The sequence below is a fragment of the Embleya australiensis genome (genome assembly GCF_051903075.1).
GTDB lineage: Bacteria > Actinomycetota > Actinomycetes > Streptomycetales > Streptomycetaceae > Embleya.
This window is the reverse complement of sequence record NZ_CP182422.1, coordinates 6,643,269-6,667,880: the sequence shown is the minus strand read 5'-3', so window position 1 is coordinate 6,667,880 and position 24,612 is coordinate 6,643,269. Positions and strand designations below refer to the sequence as shown.

The following is a 24,612-nucleotide window of genomic DNA, read 5'->3' as shown; positions in this document are numbered from 1 at the left end:
GTGATGTGTTTTGTGTATTTGGTGGCGTGCCGGGCGAAGACCGGGTACACGTCGAGGCCCTCCGAGCCGTGGTCGCTCGGAGGGCCTTCGGAAGCGTGGGGGCGGCGCGGCGTCCGGGGCAGGGGGCGCGCGCCGGGTGGTCAGGCGGTCGGTTCGGGCTCTCGCCGGCGTTCCTTGGCGAGCGAGATGGTGGGGTCCTCGACGGTGAGCGTGTCGGCGTGGTGCGGCAGCAGCGCGAGCAGGCGCCGGCGTTCGGCCTCGGGGGTGTCCTCTTCGAGCGGATCCGGGGTGTGCGGGACCTGGATGCGCACCACCGGGCCGTTGCCGATCCGTACGTAGCCGCGCCCGGGTGGCATGTCCTCGCCGCCGGAGACGCCGGGGCCGGTGCCCAGGACGGTCCGGATGGTCTCGGGATCGAGCGGGCCGAGGACGACGCGCGCGTGGGTGTCGGCGATCAGCGCGGGGCGCAGCCGGTCCAGGTGGGTGGGGCGGGTGCTGGTGATCACGCCGATGTGGGTGGCCCGGCCCAGGCGCAGCGGCAGGTCGAGCAGTTCCTGGGGGTCGGTGGTGCCCTGGCCGGCGGCGAGGTCGCTGAGTTCGGTGATCTCGTCCAGGATCACCCACAGCGGACGCCGGGCGTTGTCCGGGACCGGCGTGCCGTGTTGTTTGGCGTGGGTGACGGCGGCGATCCGGCGCTCCGTCTCGTGCCGCAGCCAGGTCAGCGTCTCCAGGGCGCCGTGGTAGCCGGTCTCGATGCGCAGGATGTTGCGGCGCCCGGCCAGGCAGGCGTAGTCGCCGGAGCCGCTGCCGTCGATCACCACGATGTCGCCGTCGCGGGCGGCCTGGAGGGCGATGGTGCGCAGCAGGTTCGACTTGCCCGCGCCGGGGGCGGCGACGGCGAGCAGGTGCGGGTCGGTGCTGCGGTTGCCGGTGCGCCAGATGACCGGCGGGAGTTGGTGGGTGGCTCCGTCGACCCGGATCGGGGTGCGGCGGTTGGTGCTGTCCGCGTCCGTGATGCCGAGGAGGATCTCGCAGGGCGCGGTGACGAACTGCTGGGCCGGGACGGCGGGGGGCAGCGGAGGCAGCGCGGCGACGGTGAGGCGGTTGTTCTCGGTGTCCCAGTCGTGGAAGTACTCGCGGCCGCGGCCGAGCTTGGCCTGGAGCACCCGCTCGATCCGGGCACGGGCGCCGGGGTCGTCGTCGGTGAAGTAGGGGCTGTAGGTGAGTTCGAGGCGGGTGATCCGGTCGCCGTCGAGTTCCCAGTCGCGGAAGGCGTCGCGGTAGGCGCCGCCAGGGCGGAAGAACCTGGCCGGGTCGTGGTCGTCGGCGAGGTGCGGTACGAGGCCGTTGTAGACGGCCTGGAGCCGGAGTTCGGTGGGGTCGGGGCCGGGCTCGGCGGCGGGGGGCTTGTCCGCGTGGCCGAGCCAGGCGGCGGCGGCCAGGATCAGCAGCAGGGCGATCAGCGGGGCATACGGCAGAAAGTAAAGGGCGAGCACCGCGCCGGCGACGACCGCGGCCCCGGCCTTGCGCTTGTCCGCGGAGGCGTTCTTCCACCAGGTCCGGGCCCAGGCGAGTTGCCGGTTCAGGCCGCGGCCGAGAGTGAGCACGGGCGAGAAGGTGTCGCGCGTGTGCTGCTGGATCCGCGTGGCGCGCGAGCGGGTGGTGCCGATGCCGTCCTTGGCGCGCTGGGCGATGGCGGCGAGGGATTTGGGGCCGGGGGACATGAGGTCTCCGTGGGGGGTTGGTGCGGGTAGGCGGGAGGCCCCGGTTCGGGGGACGATCCGGGGCCTGTGCGTGACGTTGGGAGCGGTCCGCCCGCCGCGCTCGCCTCGGCGCACGGGTGAGGCACTCGAAGGCGGCGCCTGTGCGAGGGCTTCACCGGTGCGCCGAGGCGCGGCGCCGGGGGTGCGGGCGCGGCGGCGGACCGGCGGGGCGGCGGTTCAGAAGGTGATGCCGCTGAGGAGGTTGGCGATGCTGTTGGTGCTCGCGGTGATGTGGGGGGCGATCGAGCTGCCCGCCAGATAGAACCCGAAGAGGGCGCAGACGAGGGCGTGCGGGATTCGCAATCCGTCCTTGCGGAACAGGACGTAGGCGATGACGCCGAGCAACAGGACGCCGGAGATGGACAGAACCATGGGGACTCCTTCGGGCGGTGCACTCAATGCGTGGGGGTTGGGGTGAGGATCCCGGTCCGGGCGATCCCGTAGAGGACCAGAACGGTGACGCCGAGGCGACCGGGGGTGGACAACGCCCAGAGGGCGAGGTGCAACGCGATCACCAGCGGGAGCGTGGCGATCGCGTAGACGGTGTGGAACGCGCGGGACTGCGCGTTCGTGGCCCGGACGGCCGGGGCGACTGTGCGACGGACGACCGAGACGAGGGTGGGCGCCGCGGGGGCGGCGGGGGCGGGAACGGGCGGTGGGACGGGGGTGGGGGCGGGCGCGGGCGTGTGGCCGGCGGTCTCGGGGGCCGGGTCGGCCGGGGACGTGGTGCGGGGGTAGGGCAGTAGTCGTTGCCGCAAGGGGGTGAGGCGCATGTGGGTGGTTTCTCCCCGAGGTGCCGGGCGGTTGGCCTATCGATGTATTACTTAAAGTCCTCTTATCGTGACAAATGGTGCGCACGTGTCAAAGCATCAAACGGGTGGAATCACCATCTTTTCCTTGACGAACCACCCGTATGGAGGACGCGCGGAACCGCTGGACGCGGGGACGCGGCGGCGCCGCGGCGCGGGGCGCGGGGCGCGGGGCGCGGGGCGCGGGGCATGCCCGCCGGCGCGGCCGGCTTCTGGCAGCGTGTGGCCATGGCCATCCTGCTCGTGGTGCACCACACGCCCTCGCCCACGCTCGCCGAAATGCTGGAGGCGACCCTCGCGGGCGCCCGCGATCCGGAGATCGAGGGGGTGGAGGTGCGGGTACGAGCCGCCCTCACCTGCTCGCCGGTGGAGGTCCTGGAGGCGGACGGCTACCTCCTCGGCACACCCGCGAACCTGGGCTACATGTCGGGGGCGTTGAAGCACTTTTTCGACACTGTTTATTACGTGTGTCAGCAAGAGACGACGCGGCGGCCGTATGGGCTGTACGTCCACGGTGGCAGCGACACCACGGGGGCGGTGCGTTCGGTCGAGGCGGCGGCGACCGGTCTGCAGTGGCGTCGGGTGCGGCCACCGGTGGAGGTGGCGGGGCCGCCGACGCGGGAGTCCCTGGCGGGCTGTACGGAGTTGGGCGCGGTCGTGGCGGCCGAGTTGATGTCGCAGGAGTAGCGCGGCCCGCCCCGGGAGGCGTCCTCCCCCGACCCGGTCGCGGGCTACTCGGGGATACCCCGACGGGCTATCGACCTTGGGGCGGCGCGGGTGGGAGGTTGATTCGGTGGCAGATTTCGCGAATCCGCACAAGACGACGGCCGACGACATCGCGCGGGCGCTGCGCCGCGCGGAGGCGGAGCGGCTTCGTGGGGTCGAGGCGGCTCGGGGGGACGGGCCGGGGGTGGCGCGGGAGGCGTTGCGGCGTGTATTGGTCGCGCGCGAGCCGGCTCGGATCGCGGGGAGGCGACGCGACGGGGGGACGGCTGCGGGCGCCAACGCGACGGCGGGTGGGGCGACCGGGTCGACGGGCGCGGCCGGGGGCGGTGTGCGCCACGGCGGCGGGGCCGTACTCGACGCGCTGCGTGGCCGATCCGCGGCCGCCGCGCCGGGCAAGGCCCGCAGCCGGCCCGGCCGGCAACCCGCCGCCGTGCCACAGCCCGCGCGGCCGGCCGGCAAGTCGCCCGCCGGGCCGCGGCACACGGCACCCGCCGCGCCACACCCGGCCGCGCCGCAGCCCGCCCCGGCGGGCGACGCCACTCCCGATGCCGGAGTGCCGTGCGTCGACCTGGCCGAGACGGTACGCACGGCCCCGAGCAAGGCCGCCGTCATCGAGCGCGCACGGTGAGGGCAATTCCCTGGGCATGTACGCCCCGGTCCCCACCTCCGCCCGGCAGGGCGCGACCACCATCACCGTCGAGGTTCCGGAATTCCCGACGAAGGCGGCCCTGGACCAGGTCACCGCAGCCCACGCCGAGGCGATCGACGGAATCATCCTCCGCAACCCCACCTGACCATTCCCACCCCACCCCACCGCGACCGGCACATTCGGTCCACGCGCTAATCGGGGGGCGACTCGTCGGCGAGCCGGTTGTTGCGGTCGATCTCCGCCATGTGCGTCTCGGCCCAGACCCGTAGGACGGAGAGCGGTCCTTCGAGGGACAGGCCCAGCTCGGTGAGCCGGTAGTGCACGGCGGGCGGCACGGTGGGTTCCACGCGGCGCGCGACCAGGGCGTCACGGACCAGGCTGTGCAGGGTGACGGACAACATCTTCTGGGAGATGCCCGGGATACGGCGCCGCAGTTCCGCGAAACGGAGCTCACCCGGAGCCTCCTCGGCCAGCACCTTGACCACCATCGACGTCCACTTGGTGCCGATACGGTCCAGCAACCGGCGGGTCGGGCAGCCCGGATCCAGCAGGTCCCCGCGCTCACCGGGTCGCGGGTCACGTGCGCCGGGCCTCGACGTGGTCACCTGGGGCTCACCACCTGAAGCGAAAGTGCCGTCTTGGGCGGACCAGCGTAGTTCCCTAGCGTGACCTGGTCACCATCACTCACCAAGTACCCGGAGTTCCGCCATGCCCGAACTGCGCCGCGTCCTCGCCAACGGTGTCGAACTGAACGTCGCCCTCTGCGGATCGGGCCCGGCCGTCCTGCTGCTGCACGGTTTCCCGCACACCTGGGAACTGTGGACGGACGTCATGGCCGATCTGTCCGGCCGCTACCGCGTCATCGCGCCGGACCTGCGCGGGTTCGGCGCGAGCGGCCGGGCCGCCTCCGGGTACGACGCGGGCACCCTGGCCGAGGACGCCGCGACGCTGCTCACCACGCTCGGCGTGTCCTCGGCCGCGGTGGTGGGCATCGACGCGGGCACCGCGCCGGCCTTCCTGCTCGCCCTGCGCCGCCCCGATCTCGTCCGGCGCCTGGTCGTCATGGAATCTTTGCTGGGCAGGCTGCCCGGCGCCGAGGACTTCCTCGCCGACGGGCCGCCGTGGTGGTTCGGCTTCCACTCCGCCGCGCCCGACCTGGCCGAGACCGTGGTGGAGGGCCACGAGGCCGCCTACGTCGACTGGTTTCTCAATGCCGGCACGCTCGGCGACGGTGTGCGCCCCGCCCTCCGGGACGCATTCGTCCGCGCGTACACCGGCCGCCAGGCGTTGAGTTGCGCGTTCTCGTACTACCGGGCGCTGCCCGAGAGCGCGGAACAGATCGAGCAGGCGGTCGCCGGCTCGCGCCTGACGGTGCCGACGATGGCGCTGGGCGCCCGGCCCGTCGGTCCCGCGCTGGAACGCCAACTCCGCCCGATCACCGACGATCTCACCGGACACGTCATCGAGGGCTGCGGCCACATCATCCCGCTGCACCGACCGCACGCCCTGCTCACGCTGCTGCACCCGTTCCTGGCCGGCGACGCCGCGCAGACGGCGTGACCGGGGCGGGGCCGACGTCGGCCCAAGTCACGGGTCCCGGCCGGGGGAGTCGGTGTGGCGGCGTGGGCCCACGCGCGGTTGAGGGCGGGGGCGGGGGCGCGGGGTGGGACGTCGCCGGGCGGCCGTGGCGCGGCGGGTGGGGTCGTGCCCGGGGCGGGGTGGGCGGCGTGGGCGGTGGCCCCTGGTCGAGCCGGCGCGGCCGTGGGTTGCCGCCAGGGCCGCCGCGACCGAGCCCATCGCGCCGACCAGTGCCGCCAGCACATCCCGCATGACCCCTCCCGAGGTGCGGAACCGGGTGTTCCGCACAGGGCCCACAGTGCCGAGGGTCGGCGGTGAGGCGCGGAGGGGGCGGGCCGGCTGTGGACAAGTCGGGGGTTGTGGAAACGCGCTTTGGGTGTGGCCCGGCTCAGGCCATGATGGCCGCGCCGGAGAAGCCCGCGTAGGTGGTGGGGCGGGTGCGTTCGGTCTCGGCCACCGCGGCGGACAGGCGGCGGATGGCTTCGGTCAGGGTGGCCGGGTCGTGCGCGTAGGGCAGACGGACGTGGTGTTCGAAGGTACCGTCGGTGCCGAAGTGGGTTCCCGCCGCCACCCGCACCCCGTGTCGGGCGGCGGTTTCGGCCAGGGTCAGGCTGGAGGTGCCGTCGGTGCGTACCCACAACGACAGGCCGCCCAGGGGCATCGAGAAGGTCCAGTCGGGCAGGTGCTCGGTCAGCGCGTCGGCCAGCGCCCCCCGGGCGGCGCGCAGCGCGGGCAGGCGCGTCTCCAGGATGGCGTCCTCGTGGTCGGTGATCAGGTGGTGGGTGACCAACTGGTCCAGCACCGGGGCGCCGACGTCGAAGGACGCACGGGTGGCCGCGATGCGCCGGACCAGGTCCGGGGTGGCCCGGATCCAGCCGATCCGCAGGCCGCCCCAGAAGGTCTTCGAGGTGGATCCGATGGTGACCACGTTGTTGGTCCGGTCGAACGCGGCCATCGGCAGCGGCCGGTCCGCCGGGGCGAGGTCCAGGGCCAGGTCGAAGCAGGTCTCGTCGATGATCAGCGTGGTGCCGGTGTTGCGGGCCAGGTCCGCCAGCGTGCGCCGGATCCCGGGGTCGGCGAGGTGGCCGGTGGGATTCTGGTAGTCCGGGATCAGGTAGGCCAGTCGCGGCGCCGCGGTGCGCAGCGTGTCGCGCCAGGTCTCCACGTCCCAGCCGGTGTCCGTCATCGGCACCGGGACCGGACGGTTCCCGGCCTGCCGGATCGCGTCCAACACATTGGCGTAGGTGGGTGATTCGACCGCGACCCGGTCGCCGGGGCCGGCCAGCGTACGCAGCACCAGGGTCACCGCGGCGAGGGCGCCGGGGGTGACCAGGATCTGGTCGGGCGTGGTGGGCACGCCGCGGCGGGTGTAGCGCTGGGCGAGCGTGTCGCGCAGCACCGGCAGGCCGCCGGGGAGGTAGCCGTGGCCCGTGGTGTAGGTGGGCAGCGAGTCGGTGGCGTCGGCGACCGCCTGGTGCAGCGCGCGGCCGGGGCCGGGCAGGGCCGCCACGCCGAGGTCGATCACGCCGGTGGTGGTGCTCGGGCTGAGGCCTCGGGTGGGGATCTCGGTGTGCGTCCCGGGCAGGGTGGTCCAGCTGCCGGAGCCGCGGCGGCTGGTCAGGTAGCCGTCGGTGCGCAGCAGCTCGTACGCGGCGGCGACGGTGGTCCGGCTGATCCCGAGCCGGTCGGCGAGGCCGCGTTCGGCGGGCAACCGCGCGGTCAGCGGGATCCGACCGTCCAGGAGCAGGGCGCGGATGCGGTCGGCGAGCGTGCGGTACGCCGGGCCGGTGCGCGCGGCGGACTGGGTCGCGGTGGTCCAGGGGTGCAGGAGGTCGGCGAGGCGGGTGCTGCTGACGGTCAGGTGAGGCGCGCTCATCAGTCCACTCCTGTCGAATTGGCTATGGATCCGTGATCCGGTGTCCGCGATTCTTTCACCGTTGGCTCTTTTTTGGCAGTCAGGCGCGGAACAGAGGTGCACGGTGGCTTGGTCGTGGGTCCGACGTTTGGTCCAGTTGTACGCGGGGCTCACGCTGTACGGGTTCAGCATGGCGTTGATGATCCGGGCCGAACTGGGCCTGGACCCGTGGGACGTGTTCCATCAGGGTCTCGCCGAGCGCACCGGGTGGAGCTTCGGCGTGGTGACGATCGTGGTGGGCGCCGCGGTCCTGCTGCTGTGGTTGCCCATGCGGCAGCGTCCGGGGCTCGGCACGGTGAGCAACGTGGTGGTGATCGGCCTCGCGGTGGACGCCTCGCTGCGGTGGTTGCCCTCCCCCGACGCGTGGGCCTGGCGCGCGGCCTTCCTGGTCTCGGGTGTGGTGCTGAACGCGGTCGCCGGCGGCGCGTACATCGGCGCCCGGCTCGGGCCGGGGCCGCGCGACGGCCTGATGACGGGGATGGTGCGGCGGACCGGGCGTTCGGTGCGGTTGATCCGGACGAGCATCGAGGTCGCGGTATTGGCGGTGGGCTTCGTGCTCGGCGGCTCGGTCGGGCTCGGCACGGTGTTGTACGCGCTCACGATCGGCCCGCTGGTGCAGGTCTTCCTGCCGCTGCTGACCGTGCCGGAGCGCGCGACGGATCGCACGGTCGCGGCGGGCGGATCCGGCTCGGGTGAGCCGGCCGAGCCGGCGCCGGGGTCTTCGGGGACCCCGGCGCCGACGCCGGCCTGCTGACCTCGGTCGCGCCGGGGTGCTCGCTCACGCCGGTGTTCGCTCACGCCGGGTCGAGCGCTCCCTCGGCCGCGTACACCGTGGTGCCGCGTACGGCGGTGCGCAGGCAGCGCGGCAGCGGCAGTTCGGGATCCAGGTCGGGCAGGCCCGGGGTGCCCGAGCGCGGGTCGGTGGACCAGCCGGAGAGCCGGGTGTCGGGGGCCTGGACGACCAGCTCGGTGGTGTCCCACACCGCGTAGGTGGCGGGCGCGCCGGGGACGAGCACACCCGCGTCGTCGCGCCCCGCGGCGCGGTGACCGCCGCGCGTGTGGGCGGCGAACGCGGCGCGCACGCTGATCCGTTGCCCGGGCGTGCGGTGGAAGGCGGCGGCGCGGATCGTGCCCCACGGGTCGAGCGGGGTCACCGGCGCGTCGGAGCCGAAGGCGAGCGGGACGCCGGCGGCGCTGAGCGCGGCCAGCGGGTTCATCAGCGCGGCGCGTTCGGCGCCGAGGCGGCGCGCGTACATTCCGTCCGGGCCGCCCCACGCGGCGTCGAACGCGGGCTGTACGGACGCGGTCAGGCCGAGTTCGGCGAACGCCTTCACCGCGTCGGCGTCCAGGAGTTCGGCGTGTTCGACCCGGTGTCGCAGGGCCCGGAACGCAGCCGCGTGCGGTCCTGCGATGAGGTCGCGCGCGGCGGCGAGGATCGCGCCGATCGCGGCGTCGCCGATGGCGTGGAAGCCGGCCTGGATCCCGGCCCGGGTGCACGCGGCGAGGTGTGTGGCCACCTGCTCGGCGTCCAGATGGGTCAGCCCGGTGCCGGGGTCGTCGGCGTAGGGCGCGTGCAGGCACGCGGTGTGCGAACCGAGCGAGCCGTCGATGAACAGGTCGCCGCCGAGCCCGTGCGCGCCCAGGTCGGCACGCAGCGCGCGGGCGTGCTCGGCGTCGTGCGCGAGCGCGCCCCAGTAGCCCACGACGTCGGGGCCGGCCTCCTCGGCGGCCAGCGCGGCCAGCGCGCGGAAGTCGGCCTCGCCGGCGATCTCCGGCCCACCGCACTCGTGCAGCGTCCCGATCCCGAGCGCGGCGGCCCGCTCCCGCGTGACGCGCTGCGCGGCGAGCCGGTCGGCCGGGGTCAGCGCGGCGTAGGCGGCGGCCCGCGCGACGTGGTGCGTGGCACCGGTGAGCGGCGTGTCGCCGTGTTCGCCCGGGACCAGCGCGAGCAGCGCGGGCGAGCAGGCGGCGGAGTGCACGTCGGTCCGGGACAGGTACACGGTCGCGCCGCCGGCGGCCCGGTCCAACTCGGCGGGCGTGGGCGGGCGTCCCTCGGGCCAGCCGGTGTCGTCCCAGCCGTGCCCGAGCACGACGCGGCCCGGCCCGTACAGCCCGCGCGCCTTCGTGTACTCCGCCAGCGCGGTCAGCGCGTGGGCCAACGACGGGGCGCCGGTCAGGTCGAGCCCGGTCGCGGCGAGGCCGGTCGCGGTGGCGTGCACGTGCGCGTCGACGAACGCCGGGGTGACCAGCGCGCCGCCGAGGTCGAGCACCGCGTCGACGGCGTCGACGTGCGCCGCGGCCGCCCCCTCGGCGCCGATCCAGGCGACGGTGTCGTTCTCGACGACCATGGCGGTCGCGAAGGGATCGGCGGGACTGTGCACGGCGCCGTTGCGCAGGAGGAGCGTGGTCATGCCCCCCAGTGTGGCCCGCCCCGAGGCAACGCCGAGCCGGAGGTCACCCCTTCGAGCGGCGCGGGCCTCGCCACGAACCGCGTCCGGGGCCGCCCGGACCCGCCCCGCCGCCGTCGGGGTCGGCTCAGAAGCGGGGGGCGCGGGCCTCGTACGGGGTGGACAGGACCACCGTGGTGCGGGTCGATACGCCTGCCTGAAGGCGGATCCGGGCCAAGAGCGTCTCCAGGTCGCCCGGGGTCGGGACGCGGACCTTGAGGATGTAGCTCTCGTCGCCGGCCACGCTGTGGCACGCCTCCAGCTCCTCGAGGTCCGCCAGCCGTTCCGGGGCGTCGTCGGGGGCGCTGGGGTCGATGGGTTTGACCGAGATGAACGCGGTCAGCGGCAGGCCGATGGCCTCGGTGTCGACCACGGCGGCGTAGCCGCGGATGATGCCGCGTTGTTCGAGTCGGCGTACGCGCTGGTGGGCGGCCGAGGTGGACAGGCCGGTGGCCTTGCCCAGGTCGGTGTAGCTCATCCGCCCGTCCTGCAGCAGCAGTTTGACGATCTGTCGGTCCAGGTCCTCCACATGAGGAACCTATGGCATCGGAGGTGGGAAGTGCCGCCCCGGTGCGGTTCGGGCGCGCTCCGGGCGCGGTGCCGGTCGTGCTCCGGGCGCGCTCCGGTGTCGGCGCGTCGCCGCCGAGTGCGCCCCTCGCGCCGCGAGTCCCCCGTCCGGCGGTGGTCGACGCGGCCGGTTCGTCGGTGGCGCCGGCTACAGTGCGGACATGGCCACCGAGGAGCGCGCCCCCGCGCTCGATCAGCTCGACCGGGCTCTGCTGCGCGTCACCGCACGGGCCGACACCTCGGCCGCACGCGCCCGGCAACTGCGCTGGGTGGTGGGTGAGTTGCGCCGCGCACTGGTACAGGAGGGCTTCCCGGCCGAGGCCCGTGCCTCGCTCGCGGCGCTGCTGTCCGCCGAGCCGACGCGGTGCTATCTGGAGCTGGCCCGACGCGGCCGGCTGCGCACCCGCGCGGTCGCGGGCGCCGGCATCTCGACCACGGCCAGCATGCGCGTGCGGATGGACTGCCTGGAGATCCTGGCGCGGGCCGGATCGGTGCCGGTGGAACTGCCGGAGCGGCCGGCGATGCCCGAGCTCAAGACGCCGGTGGGCGCCCGGCAACGCTCGCTCCTCCTGAACTGGCTCGGCGAACACGCCGACCGGGCGGGTGCGGACGCGGGCCGAATCCGACTGTTCGCCCTGATCGGGGTGGTCCTGGACACCGGCGCGCGGGCGGGCGAACTGTGCGCGATGCGACTGGACGACCTGGGGCCCGACGAGCGCACCGTCACGATCGTGCGACACCCGCAGGCCCGCACCGTCAATCCGGCCGTCACCGAGGTACTGCCGCTGTCCGGCCCGACCCGCGCGGCACTGCGCCGCTGGTTGGACGTACGCGCCGACCTGGTGTGGCCGCTGCGCGGCGAGGTGGCCGCCGTGTGGGTGTCGGTGCGGGGCAACCACTCGGGCATCCCCGACGAGGACGGCAACTCCCGGCCCCGCCCCGCCGGAATGCCGCTGATGCCGCGCGGCCTGGCCCGGGCGTACACCCGCACAGTGGTGCGCCTGAACGTGGACATGGTCGGCCGCCCCGGCTGGGAACCCCTCCCCTATCGCCTGGAACAACTGCGCCGCGCGATCGACGCCGCGCCGATAGCGGCCACCGTGCCCGACACGGCGGCGGCCACGTAGCCGACACGGGTGTGCAACGCGGCTCGTGAGCGCGGAAATCGACCCGGATCAGTACTGCAACGTTCCGGTCGGGCGGACTATCGTCGGCGGAGCGCGCCGTCGCCTCGGCGCCGTGGCGACAGGGGGAGCCCATGAGCATCGCCGTCGACCCATGCTCCGCAACGGTGCAGCGGGACCTCGTCGAGGACTTCGACGACACGACCCACCCCGACCGGTCCTCGGACACCCCCGCCGCCCCGAGCGTGCGGCGCGCGTGCCCGGAGTGCGGCGTCGTACTGGTCCTGGACCCGGTCGCCGACGGCGCGACGGTGCCGGACCACGTGGTGTGCCCGAGCGTGCGGGACCCGTTCGGCATCCGCCCCTGCCCGGGCTCCGGCGCGACCGCCACCACCCCGGCCGACCGCCTCGTCGCCGGACCGCCCCCGGCGCTCCCGAAGCCACCGATCCGGACGCTGCCCCCGGGCCTGGACTGGCGCGCGCAACCCTTCTCGCACACGGCCTGACCCACCCGGGCACGCGGCCGACTCGGGCGCCGGCACACACCACCACCTCCGCCGGGCGTGGCACACCGTCGCCCGGCGGCCGTGGCATGCCCGCGCCCACGCGGCGTTGACAGTGCTTCGGAGGCGTTACTAACCTTCAAATAGATTTGCTTTCAAAGCAAAGCTACTTACGAAGCCTGCGCCGATCCCGGAGACACCCATGCCCGAAACCACCACCCGCACCGACCCGAACGCGCCGATCATCGCCGAGTTCCGAGCCCACAACGGCCGCGTCGGCGGCATGTTCGAGGGCGTCACCCTGGTCCTGATCGCCACCGCCGGCCGGCACACCGGCAAGCCGTGGACCACCCCCGTCGTCGCCGAGCGGGACGGCGATCGGTGGCTGGTCTTCGCCTCCAACGCGGGCGGCCCGCGCGACCCACACTGGTACCTCAACCTGGTCGTCAACCCCCAGGTGACCATGGAGATCGGCACCGACGAGGGCCGCGTGAAGCCGTTCGCCGCCCGGGCCGTCCCGCTCACCGGCGACGAACGCGATCACCAATGGGATCTCCAGTGCACGCGAAACCCGGCCTTCCGCGACTACGCGGCGGCGACCACCCGAACCATCCCCGTGGTCGCCCTGCATCCCCTCGACCTGACCGGGGACCCGGCCCGCGCGCGGCTGATCGCGGAGCAGTTGATCCGTCACCACGAGGATCTGCGGGCCGAGATCGACCGGGTCCGGAGGCGGTTCGAACACGCCCTTGCCGGCGAACCGGTGCCGGACGCCCCCGACAACGACACCGACGACCCCGACGACCCCGCCCGCCGACTGCGCCGCCACTGCCTGGCCTTCTGCCGACACCTCCAGCTGCACCACATCCGCGAGGATGGCGCCTTCTCCGCCTTCGAACGCGAATACCCCGAGCTGGTCCCGGCGATCACCCGCCTGCGTGCGGAACACGCGGTCGTGGAACGGGCGTTGGCCGCCTTCGCGGCACTCCTCGAACGAGCCGCCGGGCCGAACCGGGGGCCGGACGCCGAACCGGCCCACCTGCGCGCGGAGTTCGAGGCGGTGTCGGCCGGCCTGGAGGAACACTTCGCCTACGAGGAGGCCCACCTGCTTCCGGCGCTCCGGGGCTGACCCCTCACCCCTCCTCGCGCGCGGCCCCGTTCTCATAGGCCCCGATCGTCCGCACGAACATCGCCCGATCGGCCGGCGACAGCGGGTCGAAGGCCCGGCGCCAGGCGTCGGCGCCGTTCGCGAGCCAGTTCTCGATCGCCATCCGGGTCTCCGGGTCGTCGGTGATCGCCACGATCGACCGCCGGCGGTCGGTCGGATCCGTACGTCGTTCCAACACCCCCTGGCGGCCCAGGTCGCTGACCATCAGGCTCACCGTGGTCGGCGCAACCTCGAGGCGCGCGGCCAGCTGATTGACCGGCATCGGGCCGTCGAAGAGCAGGTACGCCAGCAGCGACAGGTGTCGCGGCGCCAGGTTCATCGACCGCAGCCGCTCGGGGATCCGGGTGCGCTTGAGCCGGGCGGCCACCCGCGGCATCAGCAGCAACATCGCCCGAATCGCCTCGTCGGTGCTGAGCCCCGCGTCGGGCCCCTCGCCCGCCGCCGACCCCGCGTCGGCCGCCGGCTCGGACCCCGCGGCGTGCTCCGTCGTCATCTCCGCGGCCTCCTCGCCTCGACCCGTCCGGCTTCGAATGCGAAGCGCGACCCCCCGGATCCCGCCACCGTACCCGACCCCCGCGACCCGATCCCGAAAGGCGCAAACCATCATGCCCGGATCACCCCCACCGGCCCCGAGCGACTACTCTCCCCGCCGCCTGGCGGCCTTCGTCGTCACTCTGGCCGCGACCTTCGTGGACCTGGTCGACGCGAGCGTGCTCAACGTCGCGTTGCCCGCGCTGCGCGCCGACCTGCACGCCTCGACCACCCGACTGGAGTGGGCGATCGCCGGGTACACGCTCGCCTTCGCGGCAGGCCTGATCACCGGCGCGCGCCTGGGCGACCGGCTGGGCCGGCTGCGGGTGTTCCAGGTCGGCCTGGCCGCGTTCACGCTCGCCTCGGCGCTCACCGGCGCGGCCGGCGCGCCCGGTCCGCTGATCGCCGCCCGGGTCGCCCAGGGCGCGGCGGCGGCGTTGATGGTGCCGCAGGTGTTGGCGATGTTGCGGGTGGAGTTCCCACCCGAGGAGCAGTCCCGCGCGGCCACGCTGTACGGGCTGGTGTTCTCCGTCGGCGGGATCGGCGGCCCCCTGCTCGGTGGAGCCCTGTTGCACGCCGACCTGTTCGGGCTCGGCTGGCGGCCGATCTTCTACGTCAACGTGCCGATCGGCGTCGCCGCGCTGATCGGTACGGCCGTGCTCGGTCGCGAGTCGCGGGCCGAGCGGGCGGCCGGCGCGGACGGGCGCGGCCTGGTGCTCTCCACCGCCGCGCTGCTCGCGTTGCTGTTCCCGCTGGTGGAGGGTCGGGCGCTGGACTGGCCGTGGTGGTGTGCGCCCGTGGCCGCGCTGTGCCCGGTCCTGCTGTACGCACTGCTGCGGCACGAGCGCGCGCTGGCCCGCCGGGGTGGGGCGCCGCTGTTCGAAGCGGCGTTGTTGCGGCTGCGCGCCGCCGCCGGCGGGGTGGCCGCGGCGACGTTGTTCTTCGCCGGTACCGCCTACACCCTCGTGCTGAGCGTGCACCTCCAGACCGGGGTGGGTCTGTCGCCGCTGCGGGCCGCGCTGGCCATGGCGCCGTTCGCGGTGGGGGTGGGCCTGTTCTCGCCGTTCGCGACCCGCCTGCGGCCGCTGGGGCGGCGGTTGGCGGTGTCGGGCTCGCTGGTCCTGGCCGGGGCGATGGGCGCGGTGCTGGTCGTGGTCGGGCACGAGGGCGAACGTTTGCGGCCCTGGCATCTCGCCCCGTGGCTGCTGATCGGCGGCGTCGGCATGTCGATGGCCTCCGGCGTGCTGGTCGCCACCGTCCTGGCCCGTACTCCCGCCCGACACGCCGGCGCCGCGGCGGCGCTGGTCGGAACCGCGATCCAGGTCGGCGTGGCGGCGGGCGTGGCCCTGGTCGGCACGGTCTACTTCGGCCTCCTCGACGCGGGCCACTCGCCCACCGAGGCGGCGGTCGGCGGTCTGTCGACCGTGGTCGCCCTGTACCTGCTCGCCGCACCGGCCGCCCTCATCCTCCCCGGCGGCCGGCTCACCTTCACGACGGCCGCTGCCGAGCCGCCGCCGCTCACCCGTTCCGCAGCAAGTCCTTCGCGATGACCATGCGTTGGATCTGGTTCGTGCCCTCGACGATCTGCAGGCATTTCGCCTCGCGCATGTATCGCTCGGCAGGGAAGTCGGTGGTGTAGCCGTAGCCGCCGAGGATCTGTACCGCGTCGACGGTCACCCGCATCGCCGTGTCGGTACAGAAGAGCTTGGCCATCGCCGCCTGTCGGCCGAACGGCAGCCCCGCGTCGCGCAGGCGGGCGGCGGCCAGGTACAGCGCGCGGCCCGCCTCGATCGTGGTGGCCATGTCGGCGAGCATGAACCGGATGCCCTGCTTGTCGGCGATCGGGCCGCCGAACTGGGTGCGGTCCTGCGCGTACTCGGCCGCCACGTCCAGCGCGGCCTGGGCGACACCCGTGGCACACGCGGCGATGCCGAGCCGGCCGCAGTCGAGGGCGGCGAGCGCGATGGAGAATCCCTGGCCCTCCGCGCCGATCCGCCGCTCGGCCGGAACCCGGGCGCCGTCCAGGTGGATCTGCGCGGTGGGCGAGGAGCGCATGCCCATCTTGTGCTCCGGCGCGGCGGCGGCCAGGCCCGGGGTGCGCGCGTCGACCAGGAACGCGCTGATCCCGCGCGCGCCTTCGGGCGAGGTACGGGCCAGGACGGTGTAGAAGTCGGCGACCCCGCCGTGGGTGATCCATGCCTTGGTCCCGGTGAGCGTGTACCCGTCGGCGTCGGCCGCCGCCCTGGTGCTCAGCGCCGCCGCGTCGGAGCCGGAGTGCGGCTCGGACAGGCAGTAGGCGCCGAGCAGTTCGCCGCCCAGCATCGCGGGCAGGTGCGCGGCGCGCTGCTCGGGCGTGCCGAACGTGGCGAGCGGATGGCAGGCCAGCGTGTGCACCGACACGCCGAGGCCGACAGCCAGCCACCCTGCGGCCAGTTCCTCCAGGACCTGGAGGTAGACCTCGTAGGGTTGCGCGCCCCCGCCGTACTCCTCCGGATAGGGCAGCGACAGCAGTCCGGCGGCGCCGAGGGTGGCGAACACCTCGCGGGGGAACCGTCCGTCGGCCTCGTCGTGGGCGGCACGTGGCGCGATCTCCCGGGCGGTGAGGTCCCGGGTGAGGTCGAGCAGGGCACGGGACTCGTCGGTGGGCAGCGTGCGCGGGACAGCCATGGGAGACGTCCTTCCGTGCGGTCCGGGGGTGGCCGGACCCGGCGGGTGGCCGGCGGCGGACCGGGTGGGGTTCGCCCCCCGGCCGTTGCGCACGATCGTACGGTGACGCCGCGCGCCCGCCGGGCACCGACGCGGCGCACCCGCGTGATGGGCTCGCCGAGCGCGTCGGCCGCGCCCGAGCCCGACCACCGGCGCCGGCAACCGGCCTCCGGCCCGGGGTCCGCAAACGCCGGACAGGCTGATGTCACCCGGACCACGCACACCGGCCACCCACGCAGCAGCAACCGGCCTCCGGCCCGGGGTCCTCAAACGCCGGACGGGCTGATGTCGCGTGGGCTTTGCAGGTCGGGCTGATGTCGCATGGGGTGTGCACACCGGGCTGTTGTCGCGTGGGTCATGCACGCCGAGTTGATGTCACGAGGGCCTTGCGTGCCGAGCTGATGTCACGAGGGCCTTGCATACCGAGCTGATGTCGCGTGGACCATGCGCGCCGGTTGCCCATCACGCTCGGTCTCCGGCGGAACCCACGATCTCCAGCCCGTCCGGCGTTTGAGGACACCAGGCCGGAGGCCGGCCGAAGCGACATGGCCGCGCACCACGAGTGTGCCCCGAACCCGGCCGGCCCGTCCTCGGCGTCCGTCCCCGGACGCCGGGCCGCCGTGCCCGAGCGGCCGGAGTCCGGGGACGGTGGGCCGAGTGGACCGGCCCGCCTCGGAAAGGTCTGAACCGCTTCGAAAGCCCGTCGGATCTGCGCGGAGCACAGGCGGCCCCGAAGCCCCGAAGCCTCGGCGGAGCCTAAAGCACCGTCAGGCCGTGCGGCCGCACGTTCATCGGGTCGCCGCCGTTCTCCCCGCAGATCACGATGTCCTCGATCCGCGCCCCGTGCGTGTCGGGGATGTAGATGCCGGGCTCGATCGAGAAGGCCATGCCCGGCTCCAGGGGCAGCTTGTTGCCCTGGACGATGTACGGGTGCTCGTGGCTCTCCAGCCCGATGCCGTGACCCGTGCGGTGGATGAAGTACTCGCCGTAGCCGGCCTCGGTGATGATGTCGCGGCCCACCGCGTCCAGTTCCTCGCAGGTCAACCCGGGCCGTACGGCCGCGAGTTGGGCGGCCTGGGCGCGCTCCAGGACGTCGTAGTAGGCGCGGAACTCGGCCGGCGGCTCGCCGACGGCGTACGTCCGGGTCTCGTCCGAGCAGTAGCCGTCCTCGGTAGTGCCGCCGATGTCGACCACGACCACGTCGCCGGTCTCGATCACCCGGTCGGACAACTCGTGGTGCGGGCTCGCGGCGTTGGGGCCGGAGCCGACGATCACGAAGTCCACCCGGATGTGCCCCTCGGCGATGATCGCGTCGGCGATGTCCGCGCCCACCTCACGCTCGGTACGACCGGCCCGCAGCCACTCGCCCACCCGCGCGTGCACCCGGTCGATCGCCGCGCCGGCCCGGCGCAGCGCCTCGACCTCGGCGGCCGACTTGCGCATCCGCAACTCGCGCAACACGTCGCCCGCCAGGCTCTGTTCGGCGGTGGGCAGCGCGGTGCGGAAGGCGAGTACCTTCTCCGCCCACATGTGGTTGTCCAGGCCGACCCGGGCGACCTGCGCGGGCAGTCGCTGCGCGATCAGCGCGTACGGGTCGTCCGTCTCGGCCCAGCCGAGCACGTCGATCCCGAGCGCGCCCGCGGGTGACGCGAGGGCGGCGGGTCGTTCCAGGCCCGGGACGACGAGGAAGGGCTCGGCGGTGACGGGCACCACCAGGCACGTGAGGCGTTCCAGCGGAAGCGCCTCGTAGCCGGTGAGGTAGCGCAGGTCGGCGCCGGGCGAGACGAGCAGGGCGTCGAGTCCCGCGTCGGCGGCTGCCTTTTGAGCGCGGCCGAGGCGGTCGGTGGGGTAAAGGTTCGGGTCGTGGGTCACGCGCCCAAACATATGACATATCACCGGGCGTCCGGCAGACCCGACGCGGGTTCAGTGCGCGGCGGCGCGTCCCGCCGCGACCGCGTCGCGCACCGCGTCCCACAGATCGGCGCGGGCCCGCAGCGACACCGTGACGGTACCCGCGCTCTCGCGCCAGGCGCGGACCGGGTCGGGGCCGGCGGCGCACAGTTGGGCGAGCAGGCGCAGCGCCATCGGGCCGTGGTCGTCGCCGTCCACCTCGATGTGCCGGGCGAGGTATTCGCGGAACACCGCGAGCCGGCCGTCGTGCATGTCGTCGAGCGTGGTGAGGTGGTCGAACATGCGCGGGATCAGCTCTTCGCGGCCGAGCGCGAAGGACGCGGCGACGCAGTGCAGCGGAGCGTGGGCGACGACCTGCCAGGTACGGCACACGAACGCGGCGGCGCCGGCGGGCGCGCCGCACGCGCCGACCGCCTCGGGGACGGGGACGCCGTCGGCGATCAGGCCGAGGAAGCGGCGGGCCGGGCGGGTGTCGGCGCCGGCGCCGTCCATCGCGGCGAGGTAGAGCTCGAAGTGGCTGAGCGGGCCGAGCGAGGTGGTGTCGCTCTCCTCGCCGAGCACGATCTCGTTGACCATCCGCCGGATCTCCGCGTCGCCGCGCGGCACCCACGGCACCTCGACGCAGGTGAGCCGCCGCTGCAGGCTCTTGAGCAGGGACATGAAGTCCCAGACGGCGAAGACGTGATGCTCCATGAACACCCGGATCGCGGCGAGGTCGGTGAGGTCGCGGTAGACCGTGTGCCGGAGCACTCGTTGCCGTACGGGGGCGGTTTCGCCGAGCAGCCGCGCGATGTGGTCGGCCGGGAGGGTGTTCGCGCGGGCGCGCGGGAGGGTGGTGTCGGTGAGCGCGGTGGTGTCCATGACGACCGATCGTAGAGATTTCACCACTCGGTGAAACATTTGTGCCGGAATGCCGGACACGCCGGGGGTGCGCGTGCCACGATGTGCGGTTGCGCGGGCGTGCGTTGCCGGCTGGGCGCGGTGGGATGCCGGGGCCCGGCGCCGAGGCCGATGCCGGGCGCCGGGTACGTCCGTCCGGGTGACGGCCGAACCGCCCGCCGGGATCAGTCCTTCGGCGCGAGTGCGGCGGCCTGCTCGGGGGTCAGCCCCCAGCCCTCCAGGAGCGCCGCGTCGACGCGGCCGGACGCGTCCCGGGCGACCGAGGGGGTCTCGGAGAGCCGGGGCGCGGCGGCGGGCTGGAGGGTGCCGTCGGGGCGGACGAAGGTGGATCGGGCCCGGTTGTGCGGGTGTTCGACCGCCTCGTCCCAGGTCAGCACGGGCGTTACGCAGGCGTCGACGGGCTCGAAGATCGCGGTCCACTCGTCCCGCGTGCGGCCGGCGATCACCTCGGCGAAGCGTTTGCGCAGGAGCGGCCAGCCGGCGCGGTCCGACTGTTCGGGCAGGTCCTCGTCGGCGAGGCCGAGGCCGGCCAGGAACAGGGCGTAGAACTGCGATTCGATCGCGCCGACGGCGAGGTGGCGGCCGTCGGAGGTGGTGTACACGTCGTAGAACGGCGCGCCGGTGTCGAGCAGGTTGGCGCCGGGCTCGCCGTCCCAGCTACCCATGCCGCGCATGCCGTGGATGAAGGTGCTCAGCGTCGCCGAGCCGTCGGTCATCGCGGCGTCGACGACCTGGCCGCGTCCGGTGGTTCGGGCGGAGATCAGCGCGGCGAGGATGCCGAACGCGCAGAACATCGCGCCGCCGCCGTAGTCGCCGACCAGGTTCAGCGGCGGCACCGGGCGCTCTCCGGCGCGGGCGAAGGAGTGCAGCACGCCGGAGATCGAGATGTAGTTGATGTCGTGTCCGGCGCGCGGCGCGAGCGGGCCGTCCTGGCCCCAGCCGGTCATCCGGGCGTAGACGAGGCGGGGGTTGGCCGCGAGGCAGACGTCCGGTCCGAGGCCGAGCCGTTCGGCCACGCCGGGCCGGTAGCCCTCGACGAGCACGTCGGCGCCGGCGATCAGCCGCAGTACGGCCTCGCGCGCGGCGGGGTCCTTGAGATCGGCCTCGATCGTGCCGAGCCGGCCGCGCCCGACCGCCATCGAGGGCATCGAGGCGCCGCCGGGCCGGTCGACCCGGACGACCCCGGCACCGGCGTCCGCCAGCATCATCCCGACGAACGGCCCGGGCCCGATTCCGGCCAACTCGACCACTTTGACGCCATCCAACGCACCCATGCCGACTCCCAGCCCGAGCCCCCACCAAGAATTACGCGGCACAGTCAAGCAGATCGGTCATGATCTGTCCCGAGGTCGGCCACACCGAGATGCGATTCGGGCCGTCCCGCGCCGGGCCGCCCTTCTCCGAGCCGCCGCTCCGGGGTGTCTTCCGTGCCGTTCGGGCGCGGGCTCGGGCGGCGGGCTCGGCTTGGCCCTACGGCCTCGGGATGTTGCGGAGGTTGGTCCGGGCCATTTGGATCATCTGCCCCACGCCGCCGCTGAGGACCGTGCGACCGGCGCTCAGGGCGAAGCCCTGGATCTGGTCGGCGGTGATCTTCGGCGGAATGGACAGCGCCTTCGGGTCGGTGACGATGTCGACCAGGGCCGGGCCCTTGTGGGCGAACGCCTCGCGGAGCGCGCCGCGGACCTTGTTCGGCTTCTCCACCCGCACCCCGAAGGCACCGGCCGCGCGGGCGATCGCGGCGAAGTCCGGGTTCTTGTTGGTGGTGCCGAACGGGGTGAGGCCGGCGACCATCATCTCCAGCTCGACCATCCCCAGCGACGAGTTGTTGAACAGCACGATCTTCACCGGCAGTTCGGACTGCACCAGGGTGAGCAGGTCGCCCATCAGCATGGAGAATCCGCCGTCGCCGGACATCGACACGATCTGCCGGTCCGGGTACGGGAACTGCGCGCCGATCGCCTGGGGCAACGCGTTGGCCATCGAGCCGTGCGAGAACGAACCGATCACTCGGCGCCGCCCGTTCGGGGTCAGGTAGCGGGCCGCCCACACGTTGCACATGCCGGTGTCGACGGTGAAGATCGCGTCGTCGTCGGCCTCCTCGTCCAGGATCGAGGCGACGTACTCCGGGTGGATGGGCACATGCTTTTCCACCTTGCGGGTGTACGCCTTGACCACCCCTTCGAGGGCGTCGGCGTGCTTGTTCAACATGCGGTCCAGGAATCGGCGATCGGTCTTGGCCCGCACCATCGGGGTCAGCGCGCGCAGCGTCTCGCGCACGTCGCCCCACACCGCCAGGTCCAGCTTCGTGCGCCGGCCCAGGTGTGCGGGCCGTACGTCCACCTGCACGGTGGCCACGTCCTGCGGCAGGAAGGCGTTGTACGGGAAGTCGGTGCCGAGCAGGATGAGCAGGTCCGCCTCGTGCATCGCCTCGTACGCCGCGCCGTAGCCGAGCAGCCCCGACATGCCCACGTCGAACGGGTTGTCGTACTGGATGTGCTCCTTGCCGCGCAGCGCGTGCCCCACCGGAGCCTTGACCCGCTCGGCGAACGCCATCACCTCGGCGTGCGCGCCTGCCGTGCCCGCGCCGCAGAACAGGGTGACCCGCCGGGCCTCGTCGACCATCCGGGTCAACGCGGCCAGATCCGCGTCGCCGGGGCGCACCGACGGCAGCGAGGTGGGCAGCGTCACCGGATAGCCCCGCTCCGGCGCCGGCCGCGCGGCCACATCGCCCGGAAGGGTGACGACGGACACCCCGCCCAGGCCCACCGCGTGCTGGATCGCGGACTGGAGCACCCGGGGCATCTGCTCGGGTGTACCGATCATCTCGCTGTAGTGGCTGCACTCGACGAACAGCCGGTCCGGGTGCGTCTCCTGGAAGAAGGCCGTGCCGATCTCGCCGCCCGGGATGTGCGACGCGAGCGCCAGCACCGGCGCGTGTGAGCGGTGCGCGTCGAACAGGCCGTTGATCAGGTGCAGATTGCCCGGACCGCAACTGCCCGCGCACGCGGTCAGCCGACCGGTCAACTGCGCCTCCGCGCCCGCGGCGAACGCGGCCACCTCCTCGTGCCGTACGTGCACCCAGTCGATCGCGGCATTGCGGCGCACCGCGTCCACGATCGGGTTGAGGCTGTCGCCCACCACGCCGTACAGCCGGCGCACCCCGGCCTGGGCGAGGATGTCCACGAACTGCTCGGCGACGCTCTGCTTGGCCACGGGGAGACCCTTCCGTCCGGCGACGACCGGGTCGGACCGGATCGGGCCGGGTCGGACCGCATCCGCCCGCCTCGGTGCGAGTGGTGACCGAATACGCCTACCCGTGCCGCGCCGGGCTATCCACGGCCGTCGGCCAGATCCCCGTACGCCTGGAACAGATCGGACAGCCGCAGCGTGGTCAGCTCGGCCAGATCCGGGCCCTCCGGCAACTCGACCAGGCGCACGTCCCGATACATGCAGCACTTCTCGTACAGGGTCCGAACGAATCGGGCGTTGCCCAGTTCGTCGATCCAGCCCTGCTCGCGGACGTGCCCGGTGATGCTGCGCAACTCGGCCGCCGCGTCCTCGTCCCAGGTGTCGCCGCCGCCGGCCGCCATCACCTCGGCGATCCGGGCCAGGTCCTCCGCGCCGTAGGAGGGGAACTCGACCCGGGTGGTGAAGCGCGACGTCAGGCCGGGGTTCGAGGTGAGCAGCCGGTCCATGCCCTCGGGGTAGCCGGCCAGGATGATCACCAGCCGGTCGCGGTCGTCCTCGGCCCGCTTGAGCAACACCTGGAGCGCCTCGTCGCCGTACGCGTCGCCCTTGGAGTAGCCCACGTTGGTGAGGCCGTACGCCTCGTCCACGAACAACACGCCGCCCAGCGCCGAGTCGATCAACTCGCTGGTCTTGACCGCGGTCTGGCCCAGATACTCGCCGACCAGGTCGGAGCGCTGCGCCTCGACCAGGCGATCGCTCTCCAGCAGGCCGAGCGCCGCGAAGACCCGGCCGAGGAGGCGGGCCACGGTGGTCTTGCCGGTGCCGGAGGGTCCGGAGAAGACGAAGTGCCGCTTGGGCGCCTGCGCGGGCAGGCCCTGCGCCTCGCGCAGCCGGGCCATCCGCATTTGCGCGGACAGCGCCCGGACCTGGCGTTTGACCGGCTCCAGGCCGACCATCGACTCCAATTCGGCGAGCACGAGGGCGAGTTCCTCGGGGGCCGCGGCGGGGCGCATCGGCGCCGCCCGGTCGGCCGCCCGCGCGTCGACGTCGGCCTGCGGGTCGGCCTCGCCGTCCGGGACGGGCTCCGGCTCGCGCTCGGTCTCCACCGCCGGCGGCGGCCCCGCGGGCGGGGGCGCGGTCGCGGGTATGGGCGGGAGCACGTCGGGCAGCGGGCCGCGACCGACCACGGGGCCGGCCAGGCGCGCGGTCATCCCGCCGTACTCGTCCAGCGGCTCGCCCGCCGCCAGCGAGGACAACCTCGCGGCGGTGTCCATGAACGACGGGTCGGCCTGGTGCACCGCGCGGTACAGGGGCAGCGCGGCCGGAGTGCGGCCGGTCTCCTCGTACGCGCGGGCGAGCCAGTAGCGCAGCTCCTTGCGCTGCGGGTGCTCCGAGCGGCAGCGCACCAGGGCGGTGGCGAGCACCTGTTCGGCCTTGGCGTACAGCCCCAGGCGGACCCGGGCCATGCCGGCGAACAAGCCCGCCTCGACGCCGAGCAGCGCGTCGTCGTCCAGACCCGCGGTGTGCCGGAGCAACTGCTGCCAGTCCTTGCCCAGATAGGCCCGACAGGCGAGCAGGAAGCGGGTGGCGGCGTCCTGTTCGGCGGGCGGGCACAGGGCGAGCGCGGCGTCCAGCTCGGGCAGGTGCCGGCCGTCCAACCAGTGCGAGGCGTGCGCGAGCGCGAGGTCGCGCGGGGTCTCAAGCACGAGCTGGACCCACCAGCCCAGCCAGTACCAGGAGTTGAGCGGCCGGCCGTACTTCGCGCGCTGCTCCCCGAAGCGCTCGCGATGGGTGTGCATGGCGACCACCGCGGTGGCCACCTCGACCTTGAGCGCGTGCAGCCCCAGCCACGCGTCGGCCATTCCCGGGTCGGCCTCGACCGCGGCCCGGAACTGCACCTCCGCCTGGCCGTACTCGCCGGCGACATAGGCGTCCATGCCGCGCAACCAGGCCAGTTCGGCCGGACTACCGGTGCGTGCGCCACGTTCGGTCTGTCCCACGGTGGACCCCCCTTCCCCCGGCCGGTCCTCTCCGCGTGCCCGTGTCCCCGAGGGGACTTCGAGAGGATGTCGGCCCGCTGCCGATGAATCCCGGTGCGCCCATTCCGCTCGATCGGCGACGCCCCT

The 24,612-nt window shown here is 73.7% G+C and carries 23 protein-coding genes; 9 read left to right on the top strand and 14 right to left on the bottom strand.

Going from position 1 to position 24,612, the window contains the following annotated elements; genetic code table 11:
* Nucleotides 1–140: 140 nt before the first annotated feature.
* The 3 genes from ACMXN5_RS28725 to ACMXN5_RS28715 all read right to left on the bottom strand — a co-directional run bounded on the left by ACMXN5_RS28725 (nt 141) and on the right by ACMXN5_RS28715 (nt 2,536).
* Complete coding sequence (locus ACMXN5_RS28725) at nt 141–1,724, bottom strand: ATP-binding protein (RefSeq protein WP_439677667.1); 1,584 nt, start codon at nt 1,722–1,724, stop codon at nt 141–143.
* Between the two features lie 216 nt (nt 1,725–1,940).
* Complete coding sequence (locus ACMXN5_RS28720; protein ID WP_439677666.1) at nt 1,941–2,135, bottom strand: DUF2304 domain-containing protein; 195 nt, start codon at nt 2,133–2,135, stop codon at nt 1,941–1,943.
* A 23-nt stretch (nt 2,136–2,158) separates the two neighbouring features.
* On the bottom strand, nt 2,159–2,536 hold the full coding sequence (locus ACMXN5_RS28715; protein WP_439677665.1) for a hypothetical protein: 378 nt from the start codon (nt 2,534–2,536) through the stop codon (nt 2,159–2,161).
* A gap of 264 nt (nt 2,537–2,800) precedes the next feature.
* Between ACMXN5_RS28715 and ACMXN5_RS28710 the strand changes: the two genes are divergently transcribed.
* The 3 genes from ACMXN5_RS28710 to ACMXN5_RS28700 all read left to right on the top strand — a co-directional run bounded on the left by ACMXN5_RS28710 (nt 2,801) and on the right by ACMXN5_RS28700 (nt 4,092).
* Nucleotides 2,801–3,259 carry a flavodoxin family protein gene (locus tag ACMXN5_RS28710; protein ID WP_439678107.1) on the top strand — a complete coding sequence of 153 codons (459 nt, stop codon included), beginning with the start codon at nt 2,801–2,803 and terminating at the stop codon, nt 3,257–3,259.
* Nucleotides 3,260–3,365: 106 nt separating this feature from the next.
* On the top strand, nt 3,366–3,926 hold the full coding sequence (locus tag ACMXN5_RS28705) for a hypothetical protein (protein ID WP_439677664.1): 561 nt from the start codon (nt 3,366–3,368) through the stop codon (nt 3,924–3,926).
* 16 nt (nt 3,927–3,942) lie between these two features.
* Entirely contained in the window at nt 3,943–4,092 is a 150-nt protein-coding gene (locus ACMXN5_RS28700; protein ID WP_439677663.1) for a hypothetical protein, read from the top strand.
* A 46-nt stretch (nt 4,093–4,138) separates the two neighbouring features.
* Here the strand turns inward: ACMXN5_RS28700 and ACMXN5_RS28695 are convergent, their stop codons facing one another.
* Nucleotides 4,139–4,552, bottom strand: a complete 414-nt coding sequence (locus ACMXN5_RS28695) for a winged helix-turn-helix transcriptional regulator (protein ID WP_395790602.1) — start codon at nt 4,550–4,552, stop codon at nt 4,139–4,141.
* Nucleotides 4,553–4,655: 103 nt separating this feature from the next.
* Here ACMXN5_RS28695 and ACMXN5_RS28690 point away from each other — a divergent pair, with 103 nt between their 5' ends.
* Entirely contained in the window at nt 4,656–5,507 is an 852-nt protein-coding gene (locus ACMXN5_RS28690) for an alpha/beta fold hydrolase (RefSeq protein ID WP_439677662.1), read from the top strand.
* 406 nt (nt 5,508–5,913) lie between these two features.
* On the opposite strand, the gene ACMXN5_RS28685 is transcribed toward ACMXN5_RS28690, so the two are convergent.
* Nucleotides 5,914–7,401 (bottom strand): PLP-dependent aminotransferase family protein, encoded by a 1,488-nt coding sequence (locus tag ACMXN5_RS28685; protein WP_439677661.1) that lies wholly within the window; start codon nt 7,399–7,401, stop codon nt 5,914–5,916.
* Nucleotides 7,402–7,570: 169 nt separating this feature from the next.
* On the opposite strand from ACMXN5_RS28685, the gene ACMXN5_RS28680 reads away from it, so the two are divergent.
* Complete coding sequence (locus tag ACMXN5_RS28680) at nt 7,571–8,194, top strand: YczE/YyaS/YitT family protein (protein ID WP_439678105.1); 624 nt, start codon at nt 7,571–7,573, stop codon at nt 8,192–8,194.
* 40 nt (nt 8,195–8,234) lie between these two features.
* Here ACMXN5_RS28680 and ACMXN5_RS28675 read toward each other — a convergent pair whose 3' ends face one another.
* Both ACMXN5_RS28675 and ACMXN5_RS28670 read right to left on the bottom strand, forming a co-directional pair.
* The gene (locus tag ACMXN5_RS28675; protein WP_439677660.1) at nt 8,235–9,851 is read right to left on the bottom strand and encodes an amidohydrolase; all 1,617 of its coding nucleotides are present in this window, start codon (nt 9,849–9,851) and stop codon (nt 8,235–8,237) included.
* A 124-nt stretch (nt 9,852–9,975) separates the two neighbouring features.
* Nucleotides 9,976–10,416, bottom strand: a complete 441-nt coding sequence (locus ACMXN5_RS28670; RefSeq protein ID WP_020549917.1) for an Lrp/AsnC family transcriptional regulator — start codon at nt 10,414–10,416, stop codon at nt 9,976–9,978.
* Between the two features lie 199 nt (nt 10,417–10,615).
* Here ACMXN5_RS28670 and ACMXN5_RS28665 point away from each other — a divergent pair, with 199 nt between their 5' ends.
* From ACMXN5_RS28665 to ACMXN5_RS28655, 3 genes are all read left to right on the top strand, one after another.
* Nucleotides 10,616–11,581, top strand: a complete 966-nt coding sequence (locus ACMXN5_RS28665; protein WP_439677659.1) for a hypothetical protein — start codon at nt 10,616–10,618, stop codon at nt 11,579–11,581.
* A gap of 131 nt (nt 11,582–11,712) precedes the next feature.
* Nucleotides 11,713–12,084 carry a hypothetical protein gene (locus tag ACMXN5_RS28660; RefSeq protein WP_439677658.1) on the top strand — a complete coding sequence of 124 codons (372 nt, stop codon included), beginning with the start codon at nt 11,713–11,715 and terminating at the stop codon, nt 12,082–12,084.
* 199 nt (nt 12,085–12,283) lie between these two features.
* A complete protein-coding gene (locus tag ACMXN5_RS28655; protein ID WP_439677657.1) occupies nt 12,284–13,210 on the top strand; it encodes a nitroreductase/quinone reductase family protein in 927 nt (308 codons plus the stop codon).
* A 4-nt stretch (nt 13,211–13,214) separates the two neighbouring features.
* Here the strand turns inward: ACMXN5_RS28655 and ACMXN5_RS28650 are convergent, their stop codons facing one another.
* A complete protein-coding gene (locus ACMXN5_RS28650) occupies nt 13,215–13,637 on the bottom strand; it encodes a MarR family winged helix-turn-helix transcriptional regulator (RefSeq protein ID WP_439678104.1) in 423 nt (140 codons plus the stop codon).
* A 217-nt stretch (nt 13,638–13,854) separates the two neighbouring features.
* Between ACMXN5_RS28650 and ACMXN5_RS28645 the strand changes: the two genes are divergently transcribed.
* On the top strand, nt 13,855–15,330 hold the full coding sequence (locus tag ACMXN5_RS28645) for an MFS transporter (RefSeq protein ID WP_439677656.1): 1,476 nt from the start codon (nt 13,855–13,857) through the stop codon (nt 15,328–15,330).
* Here ACMXN5_RS28645 and ACMXN5_RS28640 read toward each other — a convergent pair.
* The 6 genes from ACMXN5_RS28640 to ACMXN5_RS28615 form a co-directional block, all read right to left on the bottom strand.
* Entirely contained in the window at nt 15,299–16,447 is a 1,149-nt protein-coding gene (locus ACMXN5_RS28640) for an acyl-CoA dehydrogenase family protein (protein ID WP_439677655.1), read from the bottom strand. The two genes, ACMXN5_RS28645 and ACMXN5_RS28640, sit on opposite strands and share 32 nt — an antisense overlap.
* Before the next feature lie 795 nt (nt 16,448–17,242).
* Complete coding sequence (locus tag ACMXN5_RS28635; protein WP_439677654.1) at nt 17,243–18,370, bottom strand: M24 family metallopeptidase; 1,128 nt, start codon at nt 18,368–18,370, stop codon at nt 17,243–17,245.
* A 39-nt stretch (nt 18,371–18,409) separates the two neighbouring features.
* The gene (locus ACMXN5_RS28630) at nt 18,410–19,258 is read right to left on the bottom strand and encodes a DUF3050 domain-containing protein (RefSeq protein ID WP_439677653.1); all 849 of its coding nucleotides are present in this window, start codon (nt 19,256–19,258) and stop codon (nt 18,410–18,412) included.
* A 203-nt stretch (nt 19,259–19,461) separates the two neighbouring features.
* Nucleotides 19,462–20,571 (bottom strand): CaiB/BaiF CoA transferase family protein, encoded by a 1,110-nt coding sequence (locus ACMXN5_RS28625; protein WP_439677652.1) that lies wholly within the window; start codon nt 20,569–20,571, stop codon nt 19,462–19,464.
* A 196-nt stretch (nt 20,572–20,767) separates the two neighbouring features.
* Nucleotides 20,768–22,510, bottom strand: a complete 1,743-nt coding sequence (locus ACMXN5_RS28620; RefSeq protein WP_439677651.1) for a pyruvate dehydrogenase — start codon at nt 22,508–22,510, stop codon at nt 20,768–20,770.
* Between the two features lie 116 nt (nt 22,511–22,626).
* The gene (locus ACMXN5_RS28615) at nt 22,627–24,423 is read right to left on the bottom strand and encodes an AAA family ATPase (protein WP_380002053.1); all 1,797 of its coding nucleotides are present in this window, start codon (nt 24,421–24,423) and stop codon (nt 22,627–22,629) included.
* Between the last annotated feature and the right edge of the window lie 189 nt (nt 24,424–24,612).